Raw genomic sequence first — 19,150 nt, 5'->3', positions numbered from 1 at the left:
TCTCAGCATAAATTATAGGACAATACTTAACATAGGACCATGATAATCGGAAAATTCAAAAGGATATGGGGGATGAACGGCTGTGTTAGGCAAATCAGGTAAAGTAGCGGTGATCGGGGCAGGTCTTGTTGGTTCAAGTTGTGCATATTCAATGATTAATCAGTCGATCTGTAGGGAAATTATGATGGTCGATCGGACATACGATCGCGCTGTAGCGCAGGCTTTAGATTTTTCCCATTGTATGGACTTCACACATAATCGCACCAAAGTATACGCGGGTACTTATGCTGACTGTGGCAGTATGGACGTAATCGTGCTTACGGCTGGGGCGAACCCTAAGCCTGGTCAGACACGTCTAGATATTCTAGAAGAAGCCGAATCCATTGCCAAAGATATTGTTGTGCCTATCATGGAAAGTGGTTTTAGCGGGATTTTTGTCGTCGCAGCGAATCCGGTTGACATAGTAACTTATATGGTATGGAAGCTGTCAGGTCTTCCGCGTGAACGCGTCATCGGCACAGGGACTTCCATTGATTCCTCCAGACTCAAAACGCTATTGTCCGAAGTCTTCTCCATTGATCCTCGCAGTGTGCACGGCTATGCTCTGGGTGAGCATGGAGAATCACAGTTCGTCGCTTGGTCGCACGTTACCATTGGTGGCAAGCCGATCTTGCACATTATGGAGCAGCACAAGGATCGTTTCAAACATCTCGATCTGGAAGATATTGCTCGTAAAACGAAGGACGCCGGCTGGGAGATATTCACTCGCAAAGGCTCCACCCAGTTTGGCATCGGTAATGCACTTGCTTATATTACACGTTCCATCCTCAATGACGAGCATAAGATCATCGCCGTCTCCGCGATTCTAGAAGGAGAGTATGGACAGAACAATGTATGTGCGGGCGTTCCCGCGATTATCGGCGGCAATGGCATCCAAGAGATCATCGAATTGAATTTGGATGCATCCGAACGTGAGAAATTTGAACGCTCCTGCGCTGTGTTATCCGGAAGTATAGATCGCCTTACCATGGTATAACTTAGTGAAAAAGGAACTCAAAGACGCCAGTGACCATTCCCGAGAGGAATTCACTGGCGTCTTTAATTGTATACTTATCTATTTATCTCAATTAATTAGGTGCAAGCTGCGGCTGATCGGCCGGACCCCATTGCTGGAGCACCCTTTTCAACTCACTAAGCATAACAGGCTTGCTGATGAAGTCACGCATACCAATCTCTAGGCAAGCCTCCTTATCCTCCCGTTTCGAATTGCCCGTGACCGCAATAATCGTTGGAAGGCGATCTTGTGGAATCAATCGGTGTACAAGATCTGTCGCCTTAAGCCCATCCATAACAGGCATTTGAATGTCCATGAGTACAATATCATAAGTTTTCTGAGATATAGCCTCGATCGCTTCAACACCATTGGTACATACATCCGGTGTGTATCCAAGCTTCTCTAGATATTCTGTTAGAATCTTCCGATTCACCGGATGATCCTCAGCAACCAGTATACTGATCGGTATCTTGTCACCTTGACGTGTACGATCATGGGAGAATTGGCGTGCAGCCTCCTCCTCCGGTACATCGACACTTGTGGCAGGAACGGCGAACCGGAAGGTAGAACCTTCTGCTTCCTCACTCTCTACACTGATGCTACCACCCATAATCTCGACAAGGCGTTTCGAGATGACGAGTCCAAGCCCCGTACCTCCATACTTCCGGTTAATGACCGGATGCAATTGGGAGAACGACTGGAACAACTGATCCAGCTTATCTGCGGGAATACCGATACCCGTATCCTTAACAGCAAAATCAAGCACGCTAGATTCAGGTCTGCGTCCCTTAATAATGTCTACCGTGACATCAATACTTCCCTGATCCGTGAATTTGAGTGCATTACTAACAAGGTTCACGAGGATCTGTCTAATCCGCATCGCATCACCGACCATGAATTCCGGAATGCTAGGATTGAGGCGATATCTGATTTTCAGTTGCTTCTCATTGGCCCGAGACTTGAACAGCTCCGCCACCTGTTCTAACATTTTGCGTAGCGAGAAAGGTTCGTAGGCTAGCGCCATCTTGCCAGATTCCAGCTTACTGAAATCCAGAATATCATTAAGAATATTCAGCAGTGCGTCGCCGCTCTCTTGAATAATCTGGGCATATTCCCGTTGTTCCTCAGACAGATCTGTTCCGATTAGAAGCTCTGTCATACCAACGATTCCATTCATCGGTGTTCGAATCTCATGGCTGACCATAGATAGGAATTCAGACTTAGCCTGCGCCGCCAACTCCGCTGTCTCCTTGGCACGCACAATTTCACGTTCGCCAGTAACATCGTTGAATACGACAACAGCTCCTTGAATCTGACCTTGATCTATAATCGGCGTCACCTGGTATTCCACCAAGAAGCTACTGCCATCCTTACGCCAGAATACATCCTCTTTGATCAACCGCCGCTGTCCATCCATTACAGTCATATGGATAGGACACTCTTCTACTGGGAAATAACTTCCATCCGCACGGGAATGGTGCATGATTGGATGCGAGCTTTTACCCACAAGCTCCTTGACTTCATAACCAAACATGGATGCCGCTGCGGGATTCATGAACATTGTAATCCCGTCTGCATCTAGACCATAGATACCTTCGGTAACCGAATTTAGAATCAGCGTATGCTGCTTACTAAGCTCTTGAATCCGTTCCGTATAATCCTTCCGCTCTGTAATATCAGATAAAATACCGTATACTCCGACCAATTCCTGATCCACAATAATAGGTACATTCATGATCGATACATCAATCTTCCTGCCTTTAGCATTCACGACACAGGTCTCATAGTGCTGTGGCTTCCCCTGCTTTACTTGTTCAAAGTAGGTCTTACCATTTTGCACTTCACTTTTGTCTAAGTTGTTCAGAAAGGAGCGCCCAATCAATTCACTGCGCGGAATATTCAGTAATTGAACAAGATTACGGTTAACCGAACTATATCTACCTTCCAGATCCAGCGAATACACAGCCGCCGGGGTATGCTCAAATAATGATTTGTACCGCTGACGACTCTCTCTTAAGCGTCGATCTGCATCCTTGTGCTGTGTGATATCTCGGCTGATACTTACAACCTGCGTATCTTCACCTTCTCTGCCTGATACAGGCTTCGCCAACGTTTCCATCCAGATGTAGTGCCCTTTTTTGTGCAAAACACGCATTGTACATCCATTGCCGATTACGGATACATCTAATGGATCAGGGTAGTCCCCTGGATAACAGTAGTCTTTGAAGGACTTACCCGTCACCTCTTCTGGTCGATAGCCAAGCAAAGGATACACCGAGGGAGATACATACAACAACTCTCCATCTAGCGAACATTTCGTAATAAGATCCTGTGCATGTTCAGCCAGAATCTGATATTTTTCTTGTGTCTCATGAAGCTTACGCTCCACTTCCATGATCTCGGTTACATCCTTGGCAATGCCATATATGCCTACGACTTCTTCTTCTGCCGTGATCGGCACATAGGTAATATCCGCCTGTCTCAGTGAGCCATCTCTATGATAGAACTTGAGAGAGTTACTGACTGAACGTCCAGCCAACACTTCATCAATACATTGTTGACGTGATTTCTCGCTATCCGGTGGACAGAGATGTTCCCGGTTCATGCGAATTAAGTCTTCGAGTGTGTGCCCTGAAATCCGCTCAACGGAGGGATTAGCATCAATATAGTTTCCATGGATATCCATAACATAGATGGCATCCGGGTGGTTAAAAAACAAGGATTGGTGTGAACTTCCCTCAGAAATTATTCGTTTTAGGGTTTCCGTTTTATTCATTTCCAAGGCTTACCCCTCTTTTCTTAGCCCAAAGCTTCTTATAACAACGACAAATAATGATTTGGTTATAACTAGGCTTACCCTCGAATAACCATGTGAACACGCCTAGAAACAACTTTTTTTATTTTAACAGATTCCAATATGTTTTGAATTAATATCTCGTCTTAAATTCTCAAAATCTCTCTATAAAAAAATGGAAACTCATTCAATGCAGTGTCATTTCATATACAGACGTTTATTGCTCATGAAAAGATTGTTCCAAATTTATACAAAATTAACGATACATTTTGTATCAAACAAGTTATAATGGATACTAAAAAAGGATGTGCATATGTCAGTGAAAAAAGAGAAATTAATTGAAATTTATTTTCTCCGAAGTATCTCATGTCTAGCCATCGTACTCACACACTCGATCGGTTTCTCCACCAAGTTTTATGCCGACCTATTACATTCATCGCACGTCTTTGGAAGAAACATTTTGGATAGTCTGAACCTTCTTCTCAAATTCGGCACCCCAATGTTTGTCTTTATCTCCATTCTCCTACTCTCCTACTCATACCGCGACGGAATTCGAAAGGGATTTCTCTTCAAACGCTTCAAGTACATCTTCATTCCATTTCTTATTTTCAGCGGAATATACAGCGGACTTGCTGTATCTGGATTTCTTGACGCCGAGAATCGGAGCTTCGGGAGCCTACCCAGTGTATTGTTCCAACATATCTTCCTAGCAGGATTCCACGGATACTTCGTAGTGATTATCTTTCAATTCTACATACTGTTCTACTTGTTCAAAAGACATCTCGACCAATGGAACCCCTTAACTGTAATCACAGTCTCATTCATCATTAATATTGCTTATCTTGGATTTTTCAATTTTGTAGGCAAAATCGAAAGCATCCCGCTATCTGGCATCATCTGGAGTAGCTTTAATTGGCTGCCGTTTGTAGGCTGGTTGTTTTACTTCTCACTCGCCTACTACTGCGGTCGAAATATAGAACAATTCAAAGCTCTTCTTGCCAAACATAAAATCTGGGTCAACACGCTTCCATTTGTTCTGATGGGAATCGTATTGTTCCTGTACCATAGCGGAGTCCTTCCTGTCTCTGATTCTAAACGCATTGATATGCTCTTGCTCACGACCTTTCTCTTCTTCGGACTATATCAATTCGCAAGCCGTCTTCAGCGCGTTCCACGAAGCTTACTGCTCATCAGTGATTACTCCTTCGGGATCTATCTTGTTCACTGGTTCTATCTTCATCTGATGGCACAGTTGCTACAAGCCGCTTCCTTATCATTAGGTTACTTCACTATTCCTGTTCTGTTCCTAGGTGCTCTCACTTTCTCCATCATCACCGTGTATTTACTCAATCGTGTTCGCGTTGGAAAATTCGTGGTGGGTCAGATTGGGAAGGGACGAAGTGCTACTCCTGTTCAGGTGGAGCACAGCACCACAGGGGAAGTACCCGCCTAAGCTTTAGATTTGTTTTCAATTCAGGTCTGAATTAAAATTTTCCTCTTCATTTATAGAAGTGACGGATCATGCCATTAGGCATACTTCGTAATCAAAAGTGGACTTTTCGATAAACCTCCAGAAAGGATGAAATTGAAGATGGTATTTCCGAACAAGGTGAAGATTGCATATGGTAAGATGCGGGGATGGGCTGTGTTCGGAAAAATACAACCTACACTTGGATTACTGCCGAGAATAAGAGGCAAAGTGTATTTGAACAGATCGGGAGAACTACAGGTAGGCAAGCGACTTAACATCATCAGGAAACCATGGGGAACCCAGCTCACAGTCGTCAAAGGAGCCCGTCTAACGATTGGTGACGATGTCCTGATTAACGCAGGCGTAGGAATAGCAGCCAATATTGAAGTTGTCATTGGTAACAATGTGATGATTGGACCGCGCACAAGTATATTCGATAGTGCATATCACCGTATTGATTCTCTGGATGACGGGAGTGAGATGGCACAGCGAATCACGATTCAGGATAATGCCTGGATCGGAACAGGAGCTCTCATTCTTCCTGGTGTAACGATTGGCAAAAATGCCGTGGTCGCTGCCGGAAGCACCGTCACCAAAGATGTGCCTGATAATACTCTTGTGGCCGGAGCACCCGCCAAAGTCATCCGAGAACTAACCATCCATGACGGATGGATTAGAAGATAGAAAATAAACTCGTGCTATAAAGCGAAAAAAGATCCCCTTCGGGCATTCACGCAGATCATGTCTGCATGCTGTGCTTGAAGGGGATTTCCCCTTAGAAGAAGGGAATCAACAAAATCTGGGGATAACAGCGATCGGAAGGTTATTCTGTCATCGAAGTGGTAAGTGTAAACCTTCTTTAGTTGAACTTATATATACCGAGAAGGAGCAAGGGAGCATACGCCATCAGATCTCTTTTTTCTTGAAATAGAGCACACCTGCAAGAATAAAAAGAACAGCACTTCCAACAACAACCGTCAGCATCGTTGCCAGTGGAACGTTGTAAGCTCCAAATCCCCCGCCCTCCATCGGTGCCATAAGAATGACCGGTTGCGCCCACGGATAATAAGGGCCAAATGTCACCGAGTTCACGATCAGAATATTCGGTACCGTTAGAGCAAAGTTCAGCGCTAGCGGTGCGGCAAAGCTACTCCAGATCAAGGACACCAGCAGTTGTAGAGCAGCGAGCGGCACACAGGCAAACAATCCAAGTGATAGCTTACCCGCAATTAATCCCCACGGTATTGGTTCCGTTATACCATGAACGAGACCTGCCAGCATAATGGCTGCAAATAGCAACACTTGCGTACCTGCAAGGAGTAACAGCACTATGGTGAGCTTGGCAGCATATACACCAGTGCGTGTAAGTGGTAAAACCAGCATCTGCTTCCACCCTCCGCCCGAATGTTCGAATCGGCAGACAAATGAAGTAAATACGCCGGTCAGAATTGGGAGCAGCAATAAACCATGCAGGAGCACCATCGTACTCATTAGTACTTCCCATTGCCCCGAAGGCGTCGCCAGCAGCCCGATGAGTAATGCGATTAACGGGCTAAGCAAGATTAGAAGCCAGATAGGTGATTTCCCCATTTTTAATCGTTCAGAAGACAGGATACGGAAATAGGTTGTCGCAAAGCTCATCTAAGCCACATCCTTCCGACTGAAATGCACCATGCCCATCAGCATAATCAAGATACCTACACCTAAGCCCAATGCAGGATAGATCAAGGAGCCTTTCCATGCCATCATCGACCAGGCAAGGGGGAAATGTGGTGAGATCGTCAGAGAAAACATGCCTGTTACTGCAAGAACAATACCAAACGTTACAGGTAAAGCCTGATTTTTAGAAACCATGGTCAGCCATAACTCGACCGATAATACAGGCAGTGCCCCCGCCAGCGGCAGGATACCTAATTTAACAATAGATATCCACGGAATCACACTTGCGTCGAACCCAAAGATTAATCCCAGACCGACAGTACCAACGGATAACAGTAAACAAGAAATGATAAGCAGCATACATGTCATAATGAACTTAGCTAAGTACACCGCTGGTCTTGAAATGGGTAAGGCCAATAATTGCTTCCACGAGCCCTGTTCATGCTCTACATTCGCCATCATGGAACTGATAATGGTTGCTCCTAACATGAGCGCCAGGGGTACAAAGACGATGACATTCTCTAGCAGACCTTCCCATAGGTCACCGCCATAAATACCTTTTAGATAGTCCAATCGTAACCCAAAATTCAACGCCTGCATCAGTGTAAGACCAATCGGAGCTAGAAATACAAGAAACCAAATGCCCTTGCCACGAATCTTAAGCCAATCCGATGTTAAAGCACGCCCCGTCATACGGTCGCCCCCTCACCAATCACCCGCATAAACAGGTGTTCCAATGATTGGCGATGTTCCTCCACGCGGTAGATGGCATGATCTTGCTCAACCAGACGCCTTACTAATAATGCGATTGCGCTATTATCCATGTACGGGAACGTCAGCACGGAACCTTGTCGTTGACCGAATTGTCCTTGCTCTCTAGCGAGCTTAATTGCGTCTTCCGGTTCGGACACCGTCAATTGAATTGAGCTGCCCGTTTGACTGTGTAGATTAGCGATGGTATCCTGCAGCACCATTTTACCTTCGCGAATAATGCCAACTCGGCTCGCCATCTGCTCCACTTCACTTAATAAGTGGCTGGATACAAGAACCGTAATACCATGTTCCAGCGGCATGCGTTTGATCAATTCACGGATCTCCTGAATACCTGCTGGGTCAAGCCCATTCGTAGGTTCGTCCAAGATCAATAACTCAGGCTCACCCAATAGGGCACTCGCGATACCCAGACGTTGCTTCATCCCCAGGGAATATCCTTTCACTGGACGTTTGGCATCCCGAGTCAGATCAACGATGGAGAGAACCTCCGCAATTCTCGACTTCGGCACATCAATGATCCGGCGCAATGCTTCCAGATTCTCCACCGCATTCAGATGACCATAGTACGAAGGATACTCGACAAGTGATCCTATACGCCGCAGAATATCCATGCGATCTTTGCGAATATCTTGATCGAAGATTCGAATAACGCCCTTTGTTGGCTTAATTAAACCTAGTAGCATGCGAATCGTGGTTGTTTTACCCGCACCGTTCGGACCTAAGAAGCCGTAGATATCTCCTTTTTTGATATGCAGATCAAGCTCACGTACTGCTGCACGATTACGATATGTTTTCCATAGATTAGCCGTTTGAATAATGTTATCACTCACTGTTTAATCACCTCGGATTACATCGTAACCCGCCAAGGTTAAAATCAACGTTATCTGAAGTTTAAGTTTAGTTTAAAAATGAGTTTTGTCGCCTTTCACTCCTGTACCGCTATAGAGATAGATTCGAACCCCTTGGGCTGAACTGTCCACTTTCTTGCGAAGACCCATCTCACGAACCAGCAGATCAACGATGGATAGACCAAGCCCTGTTCCCTTCGTTCCTGTATCCTCCAGCATGCCCGGGCCATGATCCTGAATAAGCAGAGCCGTCTGTCCTTGAATCTGCTCTGTCGAGATGCCAATATATTTGCCGGTTGCCGCATAACGAATAATGTTCTGAAACAGATTATCGAGAATACGACGCACGCCTTGTTCATCTACCTGCCAGAGTAGAGGCTCGTCCGGTAGATCGATGTCGATATCAAACTGTTCCTTTTCCCATACTGGATACCATGCCGCAGCCGCCTCCCTAACAATCCGCAGCATATCCTTCTCCGCCAGCTTCAATGTATACTTTCCACTCGTCAGCAAGTTGTAAGATAACATGTTGTCGATAAGTCCACCCAGATCCTCCATCTTGGCTTCCATTCGCAGTAATGAACTATTGCCCGTATGACTTAGCTCCTCTTTGTGCAGAGCATGCATATGTCCTCGAATGACCGTCAACGGTGTGCGAAGATCATGGGAAAGACCCGCAATGAGACGTTTACGCAGCTGCTCTTCCTCTCTCTCCCGCTGCCGGCTGTCCGTAAGCTGACGCACCATATCATTGAATGACTCTTCCAGATGACCAATCTCGTCCTCTCTTCGGATATCGACAGGTAGCGGGATGCCTTCCTTCCCCGGTGCCATCATTGCCGTCTGTAAGCGGACTAACCGTTTGCGAATGCGAGCGAAGAAGAGAATCGACATCAGAATAAAGAACAGAAAGATGATGCCCATGAATAACCCTAAGTACAGGAGCTCCATCGGCCAGTTATTTTGTTGTTTCTGCATCAAGTAACGAGGAACCTCAATCACCATGAAGCCTTTCCCCTTATCCTGATCGCCGCCTTCAATAAAAGAAACCACCGTGAGTGGATCTCGATAAGTTGCTTCCTTCATAAATTGCAACGTACTCGCCGCATCCCACACCGTTGGCACTTGCGTCACGATGGTCTTCTCGTCATCCATCGTCCATCTCAGCGTCTTCATGGTTGTATCGCCCGACGACACTTCTGACAGCGTTACTCCCTCACCTACTAACATAAAACTCGTATCCCCACGTTCATCCACACGGTACATGGAAGACTTCGGATACTTGTTGTGTAGCTGCTTGATCCGTTGATCAATCTCGGTTGAAGAGGCATCGCCTAATTTCATCGCTTCTTTAGACCAGAGGTTGCTAATGTGGTTAACGTCACCATACGGTGCATCATTGTTATAGCCGTTGCTCACCACAACCACGTAAATGATTGATGTGATCGGAAGAACGACAGGCACGAATAACACGGCTGCCAGAATAAGAAACATATAACGGGACATTAAGGAACGGCCGAAACGGAGCTTTTTCTTTTTCCCCGGCTTCTCCTCTTGCCGCTTCTTCGCCTTACGTGAGCCTGATCTCCACCAGGTCATGGCTTTTTCACGCGGTAACCGACACCACGGATCGTCTGAATAATGGTCGGATTGGCTGGGTCACGTTCCAATTTCTCGCGGAGATGACGAATATGTACCATTAACGTTTTGTCCCCATCCAGATAAGGCTCATTCCAGACCGCTTCATAGATCTGCTCCTTCGTTCGAATCATGCCCATGTGCCTGAGCAGGTACGCAAAGATATGAAACTGTTTCCCAGATAGAATGACTTCTTCCTGCGTAAGCTCATTCACAATTCGGTTATCCTTCTCATAGATGGACAGATGATCAAGTTTCACAACTTCATCCGCAGTAATGTTCGTCCCTGCCTTACGCAGTTGGACTTCGATTCTAGCGGCTAATTCATCCGGGTGAAAGGGCTTCGTGACATAATCATCGGCAAAATCAAGCCCGTGCAACTTATCGTCAATCGACGTTCTAGCCGAGAGCATCACAATTGGAATGGTAGGATGTTCTTTTTTGAGTCGCTGTCCTACCGTAAATCCGTCCAGACCCGGAAGCATGACATCAAGGATAATCAGAGAGCAGCCTTTCGCCGCCTCCGTTGCACCTTCACCACTTTCCAGCCAGATCACCTCATATTCACGTTCTTCTAGATCTGCTCTAACCCATGTCGCAATTTCGACTTCATCTTCAATGTATAATAGTTTCGGCTTCATACGCTCAATTCGTTTCCCTTCTTTACCCTTTGGGTTAAATATATATTTGAAGCATATTAGAGAATGTTCAACATGTCTGCTTTTTGAACCTGCATGATTAGGGCAAGCTTGTTGTATTCAATCAATACAAATTCATGACATCGGGGTACAGTGACCCCTCTACATTCCATTATAACCTAATCACTCATCTGGGAAATGTTACATAAGCACGTGGTGCTCTGCATCGTGTGGAGTAGTCGTCCACATTCGAGGGATTACGATCCAACATGCCAACATACGCTGTGTGTTACGACGGGAGGATACTTACTATGCTGCTGGAAGCCATCTATCATCAACCCAAACGCAATTGGGCCTATGCCTATGACAAGGATACTGTTCGCTTGCGTCTACGCGCCAAGAAGAATGATCTCACCGAGGTACACGCCTTGACTGGGGACAAATACGCTTGGGAACAAACGAAAGAATTGATCCCTCTAACAAAGTATACATCGGACTCGATGTTTGATTATTATGAAGGGCAAGTACGCCCTCCTTATCACCGTCTGAAATACTCTTTCCTCCTCAAAAGTGGAGAAGAACAAATCTGGATGACCGAAACCGACTTCCAAGAGGAAGAGCCGGATGAGCCGGGGCGAATGTTTCAGTTCCCCTACATTCATGAAGGTGCGGTATTTACGCCACCTGCTTGGGTGAAAGATGCTGTCTTTTATCAGATCTTCCCCGAACGGTTCGCGAATGGCAATGCTGAACTTAATCCAGAGAAGGTGGAGCCTTGGGGAGGCGAACCGACACCATTTAATTTCTTCGGCGGTGATCTACAGGGTGTCATTGACCATCTCGATTATCTCAGCGAGCTTGGCATTAATGCGATTTATTTTACGCCAATCTTCGAAGCGACAACCAATCATAAATACGATACCGAAGATTATATGCGGGTAGACCGGCACTTTGGAGATGCAGAGACTATTAAACGGCTTGTGCAGCTGTGCCATGATCGTGAGATTCGTGTCATTCTAGACGCAGTGTTCAACCATGCTGGGAAGACATTTGCACCATTCGTCGATGTACAGCAGAACGGAGCAGAATCCAAGTATAAGGACTGGTTCCACGTCCATGAATTTCCGTTGGATGTGAAGGACGGCATTCCCACTTATGAGACCTTTGGCTTCGAAGCCCACATGCCGAAGCTGAATACAGAGAATCCTGAGGTGAAAGCGTATTTGCTGGAGGTTGCCGAGTATTGGATCAAAGAGGTTGGCGCCGATGGCTGGCGGCTTGATGTCGCTGATGAAGTAGATGATGCCTTCTGGCGAGATTTCCGCCGTGTCGTGAAGGCTGCCAATCCGGAAGCCTACATCCTGGGCGAAGTGTGGAACGAATCTTCTGCTTGGCTGCAGGGCGATCAGTTCGATGCATCGATGAATTATCCGTTTACCGAAGCGGTCAATCATTTCTTTGTCAAAAATACAATGCATGCTGAGCAATTTGCCAATTCCATAGGTCGTCAATTATCACGCTATCCTCATCAGGCGAGTGAGGTCGCTTTTAACTTGTTAGACAGCCACGACACGCCCCGCTTGCTCACCCTCTGTGAAGGGGATCAACGGAAGATGAAGCTGGCTGCGTTATTCCAATTCAGTTTCATGGGTGCACCATGTATCTATTACGGAGACGAGATCGGACTAGACGGTGATCATGACCCTGGTTGTCGTAAATGTATGGAATGGGATGAGGCGAAGCAAGACCGCGAACTGTTCGACTTTTATCAAAGACTTATTGCACTCCGTCACGCTCATCCCGCTTTACGCGCAGACGGTACCATTCGATTCCTACAAGCCCGCGAAGGCGGTAGCCAGCTTGTCATGGAACGTCAGAATGAAGAAGAACGCATTCTAATCCTGTTCAATCGCTCAGAAGAAACTGCCATTGTTGAGCTGGAGACGGATACAGATGATTGGAATGAGCTGTTTGGCGAGAAGCACCGAATTGCGCTGGAAGAAGGCATACTTGCGATCGAGCTTCCTGCCTACGGATATGCGGTGTTAGGCATGGCTCTGGAATAATATGAAGTACATGCGAAGCTTCATCCAGAAGCCTTGCATGATGTCAGCGCTCGACGCGCGCCGGGTGCTATAATTGGTATGCGGTACGAATTTGACACAGTACAAATACTACCCTTATGCCAGCTTTCCGTTTCGAACCCATGTACGCCAAAGAGGCGCCAGCAGAAGGTTACTACACTGCTAGGCGCCTCTTTATATGTTATTCTGAGGCAGAATCTGCTGCCCCGTCTGTTTCTAACTCTGGTTCCGGTGCACGTTTTGCCTTCGGTTTAGCAAGCTTCTCCATCATTTTCCGACCTGTCGGGGTCTGAGCCAGCCCACCCTGAGCCGTCTCCCGATGCCTACTTGGCATAGCACTACCTACTTCAAGCATGACATCAATGACTTCATCTGACGGAATGGCGCTACGCACCCCAGCAAGTGCCATATCAGCAGCGGCTAGAGCGGTCACGGCTCCGAGTCCGTTGCGGACGATGCATGGAATCTCGACGAGACCTGCGACTGGATCGCAGATGAGTCCGAGTGTATTTTTTAACGCCAAACCTACCGCATGAACGACCTGCTCCGGTGTTCCTCCACGTAACTCCACCATAGCACCTGCCGCCATACCAATCGCGGAGCCTACCTCAGCCTGACAGCCACCCTCAGCACCAGAGATAAACGAATTGTTCGCAATCACATAACCGATCGCTCCAGCGCAGAATAGTCCGTTGACCAGATGCTCGTCAGTCCAGCCAAAACGTTCCTGGGAACTGATGAACACACCAGGAATAATGCCGCACGAACCCGCTGTTGGTGTAGCGACAATTCGCCCCATAGATGCATTGACTTCAGAGACACACAGGGCGTATGCCATTGCAAGTGCCGAAGCATCACCTGAGCAGGTCTCCCCTTTACGAATGTATTCCGCCATCCTCTTACCGTCTCCACCGGTCAGACCACTACGGGACACCGTATCTTCATTCAGCCCTTTATGAACCGCTTCCTTCATCACCTGATAATATTCAGACATCTGCTGCACAACATCTGCTTCCGGCGTATTCGTCTCTTGGACTTGTTCTTCAATCATCAACTGAGCAATAGTCTTGGATTCAGCCGTGCAGATCGTATTCAGTTCATGCAAATGCTTAAATCGCATCTGGACTCACTCCCTTCTTCAAATCTATTACACGAATATCCAGCACATGATCCAGCGACTTCAAACGGCTTAACATATCCGGGTCTGGTGCTCCATCCATCTCCATTGCAGTCAAAGCTTCACCATCCCGAGCTTTCCGATCTACCTGCATATAGCCGATGTTCACGCCTGAGGAGCTAATCGTAGACGTGACAGATGCGAGCACCCCTGCTTTGTCAGCATGACGCAGCACCAATGTTGGGAACTCCCCACTGATCTGGACGCGAAAATCATTCAACGCGTGCACCGATACACTGCCGCCGCCAATGGACGCACCGATCAATGAGCATTCACGGTCACCGTGCCACAGCTCAATTTTGACCGTATTGGGATGGGGTGCAGGCAAGCCACTTGTGAAAAACTCAACCTCCATACCCGCCTGCTCTGCATACTCTTCAGCATCCGGTATTCGCGGATCATCTGTCGCATAATCAAGCAATCCGCCAATCAGGGCAAGATCTGTGCCATGCCCTTGATACGTATCGGCAAAGGATCCGTATAGTGTCAACCGGGCGCGCTCCGGCGTACAACCCAACCACTGACGAGCAATTCTGCCAAGTCTAGCCGCTCCAGCCGTATGTGAACTTGAAGGCCCCGTCATTGACGGACCAATAATTGAGAAAACATCTTTAAAACGCATCAAAAACCCTCCATTTGTATTCGTCATGTTCATCCAGATACTTAACCATAATGTTCCATTATTACTGAATGATGACATCAAAAAAGGACAGAAGAAGGCCTCAAGCCCTCTCTCTGTCCTCGATACCTGAGAGTTTCATGACCAACAGCGTTCAGTCGATACAGTGCATGCCTTGTTCTTACACATACTGTACCAGGCTGTTTAATCATATACCCCTTGGGTGGCGCATCATGCGCACTCTCCAGAGTTGCGTCCAACGATGGTACATTTACCTGAGAGATTAACCGCCGCGCCGGGTGCGTAGGCAGCTTGCTCCTTCGGTGCCTGATCGCAGGCCATCTTACTTAGCCAGCTCAGGTCTCTCCCGCTCGTTATCATCCGCTGTATGGAATTATTCTGATGAGATCAGAATGATGCTGATTATGATTCACAATAGTGACATTGAAGCTAAATCATATCGTGATCCGATGAGAAGACACTCTTACTCATTAAGATTAATCGACCGGAAGTTTCATGTCAATAAACTTAACGATTTGTTGGTTCTTTACCAAATGTAAGCGTTATCTACTGTGAACTTTTGTCACATCATCACTAATGTTGCTCATTTATCTACATCTTTGCTGTTAATTCTATGTATGTTCAGGTGTGTCCAATGGTTCGGGTATTAAGGCAAACTTCTGTTTAAAACCTTCTGTCCGAGACCTTCTCCCCTATAAGACACACCAATGCCCAACTTACTTACTTACTTACTTACTTACTTACTTACTTACTTACTTACTTACTTGTCGAGCCGTTTCATTTCTGCAATTCGTTCTCCACAGCGGTTCAACCTACTTCAGCGTTGCACTCTTCGTCACAGCCTCTTGATAATACGAACTTCTTGAAGGAAGCAAGCTAGTGATCCATAAGATAAGTGCCACTAACATCATGGCTGCTGAGACAACCGTATACACAAGACGAAGGGATAAATATTCTGCCACTACCCCTGCAATCAAAATAGAAACCACCTGAAGCGCACTCAGCATCAGTCCGATGACACTGCTCATCCTGCCCATTAGATCTACCGGAATATTATTCTGGTAAAAGGTAACCAGGCCTGTGTTGGCAAGTGCTGAACACAATCCAAGCAGGATAAAGGCGAACGCTGCCAGCTCGAAGGAAAACGAGCGTGCAAACAGGAAATAACCAAGCGAGACCATAAGCACGCCAATCCCCATCATATGACGGATCGGAATATGTTTGGCGAGCAGGGTGACAAGCAACGAACCGACTAGATAACCGATGCCGGTAACACTCATCAATGCCCCATATTGAGATTCAGACAAGTTCATCACCTGACGAATAAACACAACTTCCTGTGCATCCAGCGACATGCCAATGACGAGAACAATCTGAAATATGACGTATATCCCGACAACGTAACCGCTCTTGCGACTAAACCTCAGCACGGCTTGCCAGTCCTGAGCGATGATCCGTGGTGACAATCTCGACTTCCCACCACTCTGCTCACCTATACCCAGTTTCGGTAACAGCATAAGAATCAGTGCGGACACGGCAAACGAAACACTATTCACGTAGATCGCCGCTGCAGGGGATAAATAGAACAATAATACACCAGCCACAGCAGGCCCTGTAATAAAAGCTCCTGAGCTAATGAGTGCCTGCAACGAATTGAATCGTTTGCGCCGCTCAGCCGGTACAAGCCGAGTAATGTACACCTGGGAAGAAGGTACAAATATCGAGGATGACATACTAATTAGAAACATCACAGCGTACATCATCCATAGACTTGAAAATAAGGGAAGTGTGGCTACCAGCAATGCCCGCACGATATCCGCACCAATCATCAACTGACGTTGATCGTAGCGGTCAATAACACTGCCTGACCAGAACTTGGTGCATACTGAAGCGATTGGCGAGATGATCCATAACCCCGCTACAGCCGCTGGAGATTGCGTCATGTTCAACACCATCAGGTTGATAGCCACAATGTAGATGAAATCACCCAGATTGGATATGCCAACCCCACCCAATAATAGTCCAGCATGCTTCCAACCACCAGGCTTGTTGCCAGGCTGCTCTACCCGCCCCTGGTTGTCCTTCATCTGTCGTTTCCTCCTCGACTCTTAATAGAAAGAACTTGTGCTTATACCGGAACTCTGGATGGAGAAATAGGTCTATCGGCTTCATCCGGCATGGCAAACGGAATTCCGAAGAAGTTTCCATGGTTCGTTCACGGCTTACTACGCACAGCGTGCTGAGCAGCTTGATGCATCCAATTCTGGACGGCAACTACATGAGCTTGATCCAAGAAAGTCGCCTTCCAGCCACCACGGTTTACCATCAATGTTGCTTGCACAGTTAGCAGTGACTTCGCGTGTTGGCGGGATGTTGCTATAGCATTCACCGTAACCACATGGGGACGGCGCATTAACACGGTTAATCGGGAGATCTGCCTATGACGAATCAATAGCTGCTTCCCATATATGTTCAGCCCTTCATCCTTGTAGCGTGCATATCCCCACAAACCGAACACAGGCAGCAGCAGTGGGAACAACCCCATACCCACCATGCCAAAATATATCGTTCCGGCGATTCCAACTAGCATGGCAATCAGCAGTTTCCAACGGAGAAAAAACCAGAGCGCCCGTGACGGCGGCTTCGCTATATCCGCTTGTAATTCATATTGTGGCACGATGCTTGCAAGCAGTTCATTCACCTCACGCATAGGTAGCAACGGGTGAAGCATCATTTTTTTCTCCTTCTCGGAAGTCAGTACATAAATCTCAACCTCCGCATACCCGAACGGTTGACGCAGCAGTCCTTCTCGAATAGCTACTGCCTGCACCTTGGTAGGTGAAAACACATGCTTTTTGCGTTCCAGCAGACCCGAGACAATGGAGATATTCCCACCCTCGCGTTCTACCGTGAACCCAGCATACTTAATCGTAAATAACACTGCTGATAGAATCCAAGCGAGCAGGAACATGAGAGGAATAAGACCTAGCCACCAAATGGCTGGCAAACTCCCCGCTTCCTCCACTAGACGTCGATAAAAATGATCTGGTAACAAATCATCTGCGAAGGAATAGGTTCCTGTAGCAAAAACGAGAAGAAGCGGCAGATTCATGGTTGTTAATGCCCCCACGAACAGTCTACCCGCCGACAATCGCAGTAATGGCTCCTGCTGCACAGGCATTTCCGTTTCAACAGCTTCAATAGACTCTGACCCATCAACTCTGTTAGGTCTTGAATCTGCACCAGACTCATAAGCTGATCCTAAATCAGGATCTATACCATGCTCACGCTCAATTCCGGTATACTCATCACGTATTCCTGTCTCTGCACCAGAAGTCCCCATCGGTTGTCCGGGTGTGATTGCAGCAGGTTCTTTCACCACTGCTTCATTTCGCTTCTGATACAACCACCGCTCTACTCGCTTCGCTTCGTCAACACGGAGCGCGGGTAACACGCCATCCGCCTCTTTACTGCCACCAGGCGTCTCAATCTTAAGCTGTGCGATTCGAAGCATTCGCTGAATGAGAGGCTGTTGTGTCTGTACAGCATGGATCCGGCTAAAATAGATAGACCTTTCTTCCCGTACAAACATCCCCCGCCGTAGCACGATGCGATCCTCTTGCAGGGTATAGCTGAATTTTCGCCATTTCAACCAGCCATATAAGAGAGAAGGTAGCGTTACTAAGGCGCCCCCTCCTGCGTAGAGATACCAAGGAACTGCACTCCAATTCAGTCCTTTAAGGATGATTAGGACGAAGAACGGCAGTAACGATTTCAGCACACTGAAAAAAGGAAATATAATATAACTTTTGTGTAGACGCCTCTGTTCATTAATCTCATTCCGTTCATTCATCTCGATCTTCCACCTTGGCTAAATGCCCGATATTTCGTTTGAGCTGCTCCGCTTCCTCACGCTCCAGACCAGCGATCTCAAGTGTAGCTGCGGCAGTAACGATGCTAACCTTGGCTAACCCATACTTTCGCAGCAACGGGCCACTCTCCAATTCTACCTGTTGCACACGTGTCATAGGCACAATCGTATCGGTGATCCACAGCCAACCGGAATGAATTTCAAGCTCATCCTCAGCAACTCGGAAACTGAAATAACGATATTGAAGAGCTGGCAGAGCCCAGCCAAACCACATGAAAGACACGATGAACAGCCCTAATGCAGCCCAGCCTGGCCACAACGTCCAATCTCTAGCCCATGCGACAATCAGATATCCAATGGCCAAAAGAGTCAACAGCCCATTGACCATAAGGGCCGTCAGGGCTGTAGCTTGTTTGACTTTTGGGTGGAGACGCCGCAGTTCTCTGTTGTTAAGCTCTGTGTTATCCATTGCGTGACTCACACTCTCCTACAATTCAAATTA

At 47.0% G+C, this 19,150-nt stretch carries 15 protein-coding genes and 2 riboswitches; of the genes, 4 read left to right on the top strand and 11 right to left on the bottom strand.

Translation table 11 applies throughout. The features are described 5' to 3' along the window. Positions 1–82 precede the first annotated feature (82 nt). Complete coding sequence (locus MH215_RS20105; RefSeq protein ID WP_056703949.1) at positions 83–1,036, top strand: L-lactate dehydrogenase; 954 nt, start codon at positions 83–85, stop codon at positions 1,034–1,036. Positions 1,037–1,127: 91 nt separating this feature from the next. Here MH215_RS20105 and MH215_RS20100 read toward each other — a convergent pair whose 3' ends face one another. After that, positions 1,128–3,830, bottom strand: coding sequence for a PAS domain S-box protein (locus MH215_RS20100; RefSeq protein WP_239293010.1), 2,703 nt, complete (start codon positions 3,828–3,830; stop codon positions 1,128–1,130). Positions 3,831–4,161: 331 nt separating this feature from the next. Between MH215_RS20100 and MH215_RS20095 the strand changes: the two genes are divergently transcribed. Both MH215_RS20095 and MH215_RS20090 read left to right on the top strand, forming a co-directional pair. Then, positions 4,162–5,301 (top strand): acyltransferase family protein, encoded by a 1,140-nt coding sequence (locus MH215_RS20095; protein WP_239293009.1) that lies wholly within the window; start codon positions 4,162–4,164, stop codon positions 5,299–5,301. 138 nt (positions 5,302–5,439) lie between these two features. After that, the gene (locus tag MH215_RS20090) at positions 5,440–6,003 is read left to right on the top strand and encodes an acyltransferase (protein WP_239293008.1); all 564 of its coding nucleotides are present in this window, start codon (positions 5,440–5,442) and stop codon (positions 6,001–6,003) included. Between the two features lie 222 nt (positions 6,004–6,225). Here the strand turns inward: MH215_RS20090 and MH215_RS20085 are convergent, their stop codons facing one another. The 5 genes from MH215_RS20085 to MH215_RS20065 form a co-directional block, all read right to left on the bottom strand. After that, entirely contained in the window at positions 6,226–6,960 is a 735-nt protein-coding gene (locus tag MH215_RS20085) for an ABC transporter permease (RefSeq protein WP_239293007.1), read from the bottom strand. Continuing rightward, a complete protein-coding gene (locus tag MH215_RS20080) occupies positions 6,961–7,671 on the bottom strand; it encodes an ABC transporter permease (RefSeq protein ID WP_239293006.1) in 711 nt (236 codons plus the stop codon). It lies immediately after the preceding gene. Then, a complete protein-coding gene (locus tag MH215_RS20075) occupies positions 7,668–8,582 on the bottom strand; it encodes an ABC transporter ATP-binding protein (RefSeq protein WP_239293005.1) in 915 nt (304 codons plus the stop codon). Before MH215_RS20075 ends, MH215_RS20080 begins: the two co-directional genes overlap by 4 nt. A gap of 72 nt (positions 8,583–8,654) precedes the next feature. Next, positions 8,655–10,199, bottom strand: coding sequence for a HAMP domain-containing sensor histidine kinase (locus tag MH215_RS20070; RefSeq protein WP_239293004.1), 1,545 nt, complete (start codon positions 10,197–10,199; stop codon positions 8,655–8,657). Beyond that, positions 10,196–10,879, bottom strand: coding sequence for a response regulator transcription factor (locus MH215_RS20065; RefSeq protein ID WP_239293003.1), 684 nt, complete (start codon positions 10,877–10,879; stop codon positions 10,196–10,198). Before MH215_RS20065 ends, MH215_RS20070 begins: the two co-directional genes overlap by 4 nt. 308 nt (positions 10,880–11,187) lie before the next feature. Here MH215_RS20065 and MH215_RS20060 point away from each other — a divergent pair, with 308 nt between their 5' ends. After that, complete coding sequence (locus tag MH215_RS20060; RefSeq protein WP_239293002.1) at positions 11,188–12,942, top strand: alpha-glycosidase; 1,755 nt, start codon at positions 11,188–11,190, stop codon at positions 12,940–12,942. Positions 12,943–13,141: 199 nt separating this feature from the next. On the opposite strand, the gene sdaAA is transcribed toward MH215_RS20060, so the two are convergent. The 5 genes from sdaAA to MH215_RS20035 form a co-directional block, all read right to left on the bottom strand. Then, on the bottom strand, positions 13,142–14,080 hold the full coding sequence (gene sdaAA / locus MH215_RS20055; protein WP_239293001.1) for an L-serine ammonia-lyase, iron-sulfur-dependent, subunit alpha: 939 nt from the start codon (positions 14,078–14,080) through the stop codon (positions 13,142–13,144). Further along, complete coding sequence (sdaAB, locus tag MH215_RS20050) at positions 14,070–14,759, bottom strand: L-serine ammonia-lyase, iron-sulfur-dependent subunit beta (protein WP_239293000.1); 690 nt, start codon at positions 14,757–14,759, stop codon at positions 14,070–14,072. The genes sdaAA and sdaAB overlap by 11 nt, the downstream gene beginning before the upstream one ends. A gap of 111 nt (positions 14,760–14,870) precedes the next feature. Then, positions 14,871–15,006: riboswitch (glycine riboswitch) on the bottom strand. 4 nt (positions 15,007–15,010) lie between these two features. Further along, positions 15,011–15,136: riboswitch (glycine riboswitch) on the bottom strand. A gap of 453 nt (positions 15,137–15,589) precedes the next feature. Next, positions 15,590–16,864 carry an MFS transporter gene (locus tag MH215_RS20045; RefSeq protein WP_239292999.1) on the bottom strand — a complete coding sequence of 425 codons (1,275 nt, stop codon included), beginning with the start codon at positions 16,862–16,864 and terminating at the stop codon, positions 15,590–15,592. 128 nt (positions 16,865–16,992) lie between these two features. After that, entirely contained in the window at positions 16,993–18,630 is a 1,638-nt protein-coding gene (locus MH215_RS20040) for a PH domain-containing protein (protein WP_239292998.1), read from the bottom strand. Next, positions 18,623–19,117, bottom strand: coding sequence for a PH domain-containing protein (locus MH215_RS20035; protein WP_239292997.1), 495 nt, complete (start codon positions 19,115–19,117; stop codon positions 18,623–18,625). Before MH215_RS20035 ends, MH215_RS20040 begins: the two co-directional genes overlap by 8 nt. Between the last annotated feature and the right edge of the window lie 33 nt (positions 19,118–19,150).

The sequence above is a fragment of the Paenibacillus sp. ACRSA genome, assembly GCF_022346845.1.
GTDB lineage: Bacteria > Bacillota > Bacilli > Paenibacillales > Paenibacillaceae > Paenibacillus.
This window is presented reverse-complemented; position numbering and strand designations above follow the sequence as displayed.

Coding starts and splice junctions, on each gene's coding strand:
- MH215_RS20100 (WP_239293010.1), bottom strand. CDS start 3,830: ATGAATAAAACGGAAACCCTAAAACGAATAATTTCTGAGGGAAGTTCA.
- MH215_RS20080 (WP_239293006.1), bottom strand. CDS start 7,671: ATGACGGGGCGTGCTTTAACATCGGATTGGCTTAAGATTCGTGGCAAG.
- MH215_RS20070 (WP_239293004.1), bottom strand. CDS start 10,199: ATGACCTGGTGGAGATCAGGCTCACGTAAGGCGAAGAAGCGGCAAGAG.
- sdaAA (WP_239293001.1), bottom strand. CDS start 14,080: ATGCGATTTAAGCATTTGCATGAACTGAATACGATCTGCACGGCTGAA.
- MH215_RS20065 (WP_239293003.1), bottom strand. CDS start 10,879: ATGAAGCCGAAACTATTATACATTGAAGATGAAGTCGAAATTGCGACA.
- MH215_RS20035 (WP_239292997.1), bottom strand. CDS start 19,117: ATGGATAACACAGAGCTTAACAACAGAGAACTGCGGCGTCTCCACCCA.
- sdaAB (WP_239293000.1), bottom strand. CDS start 14,759: ATGCGTTTTAAAGATGTTTTCTCAATTATTGGTCCGTCAATGACGGGG.
- MH215_RS20090 (WP_239293008.1), top strand. CDS start 5,440: ATGGTATTTCCGAACAAGGTGAAGATTGCATATGGTAAGATGCGGGGA.
- MH215_RS20060 (WP_239293002.1), top strand. CDS start 11,188: ATGCTGCTGGAAGCCATCTATCATCAACCCAAACGCAATTGGGCCTAT.
- MH215_RS20085 (WP_239293007.1), bottom strand. CDS start 6,960: ATGAGCTTTGCGACAACCTATTTCCGTATCCTGTCTTCTGAACGATTA.
- MH215_RS20040 (WP_239292998.1), bottom strand. CDS start 18,630: ATGAATGAACGGAATGAGATTAATGAACAGAGGCGTCTACACAAAAGT.
- MH215_RS20095 (WP_239293009.1), top strand. CDS start 4,162: ATGTCAGTGAAAAAAGAGAAATTAATTGAAATTTATTTTCTCCGAAGT.
- MH215_RS20045 (WP_239292999.1), bottom strand. CDS start 16,864: ATGAAGGACAACCAGGGGCGGGTAGAGCAGCCTGGCAACAAGCCTGGT.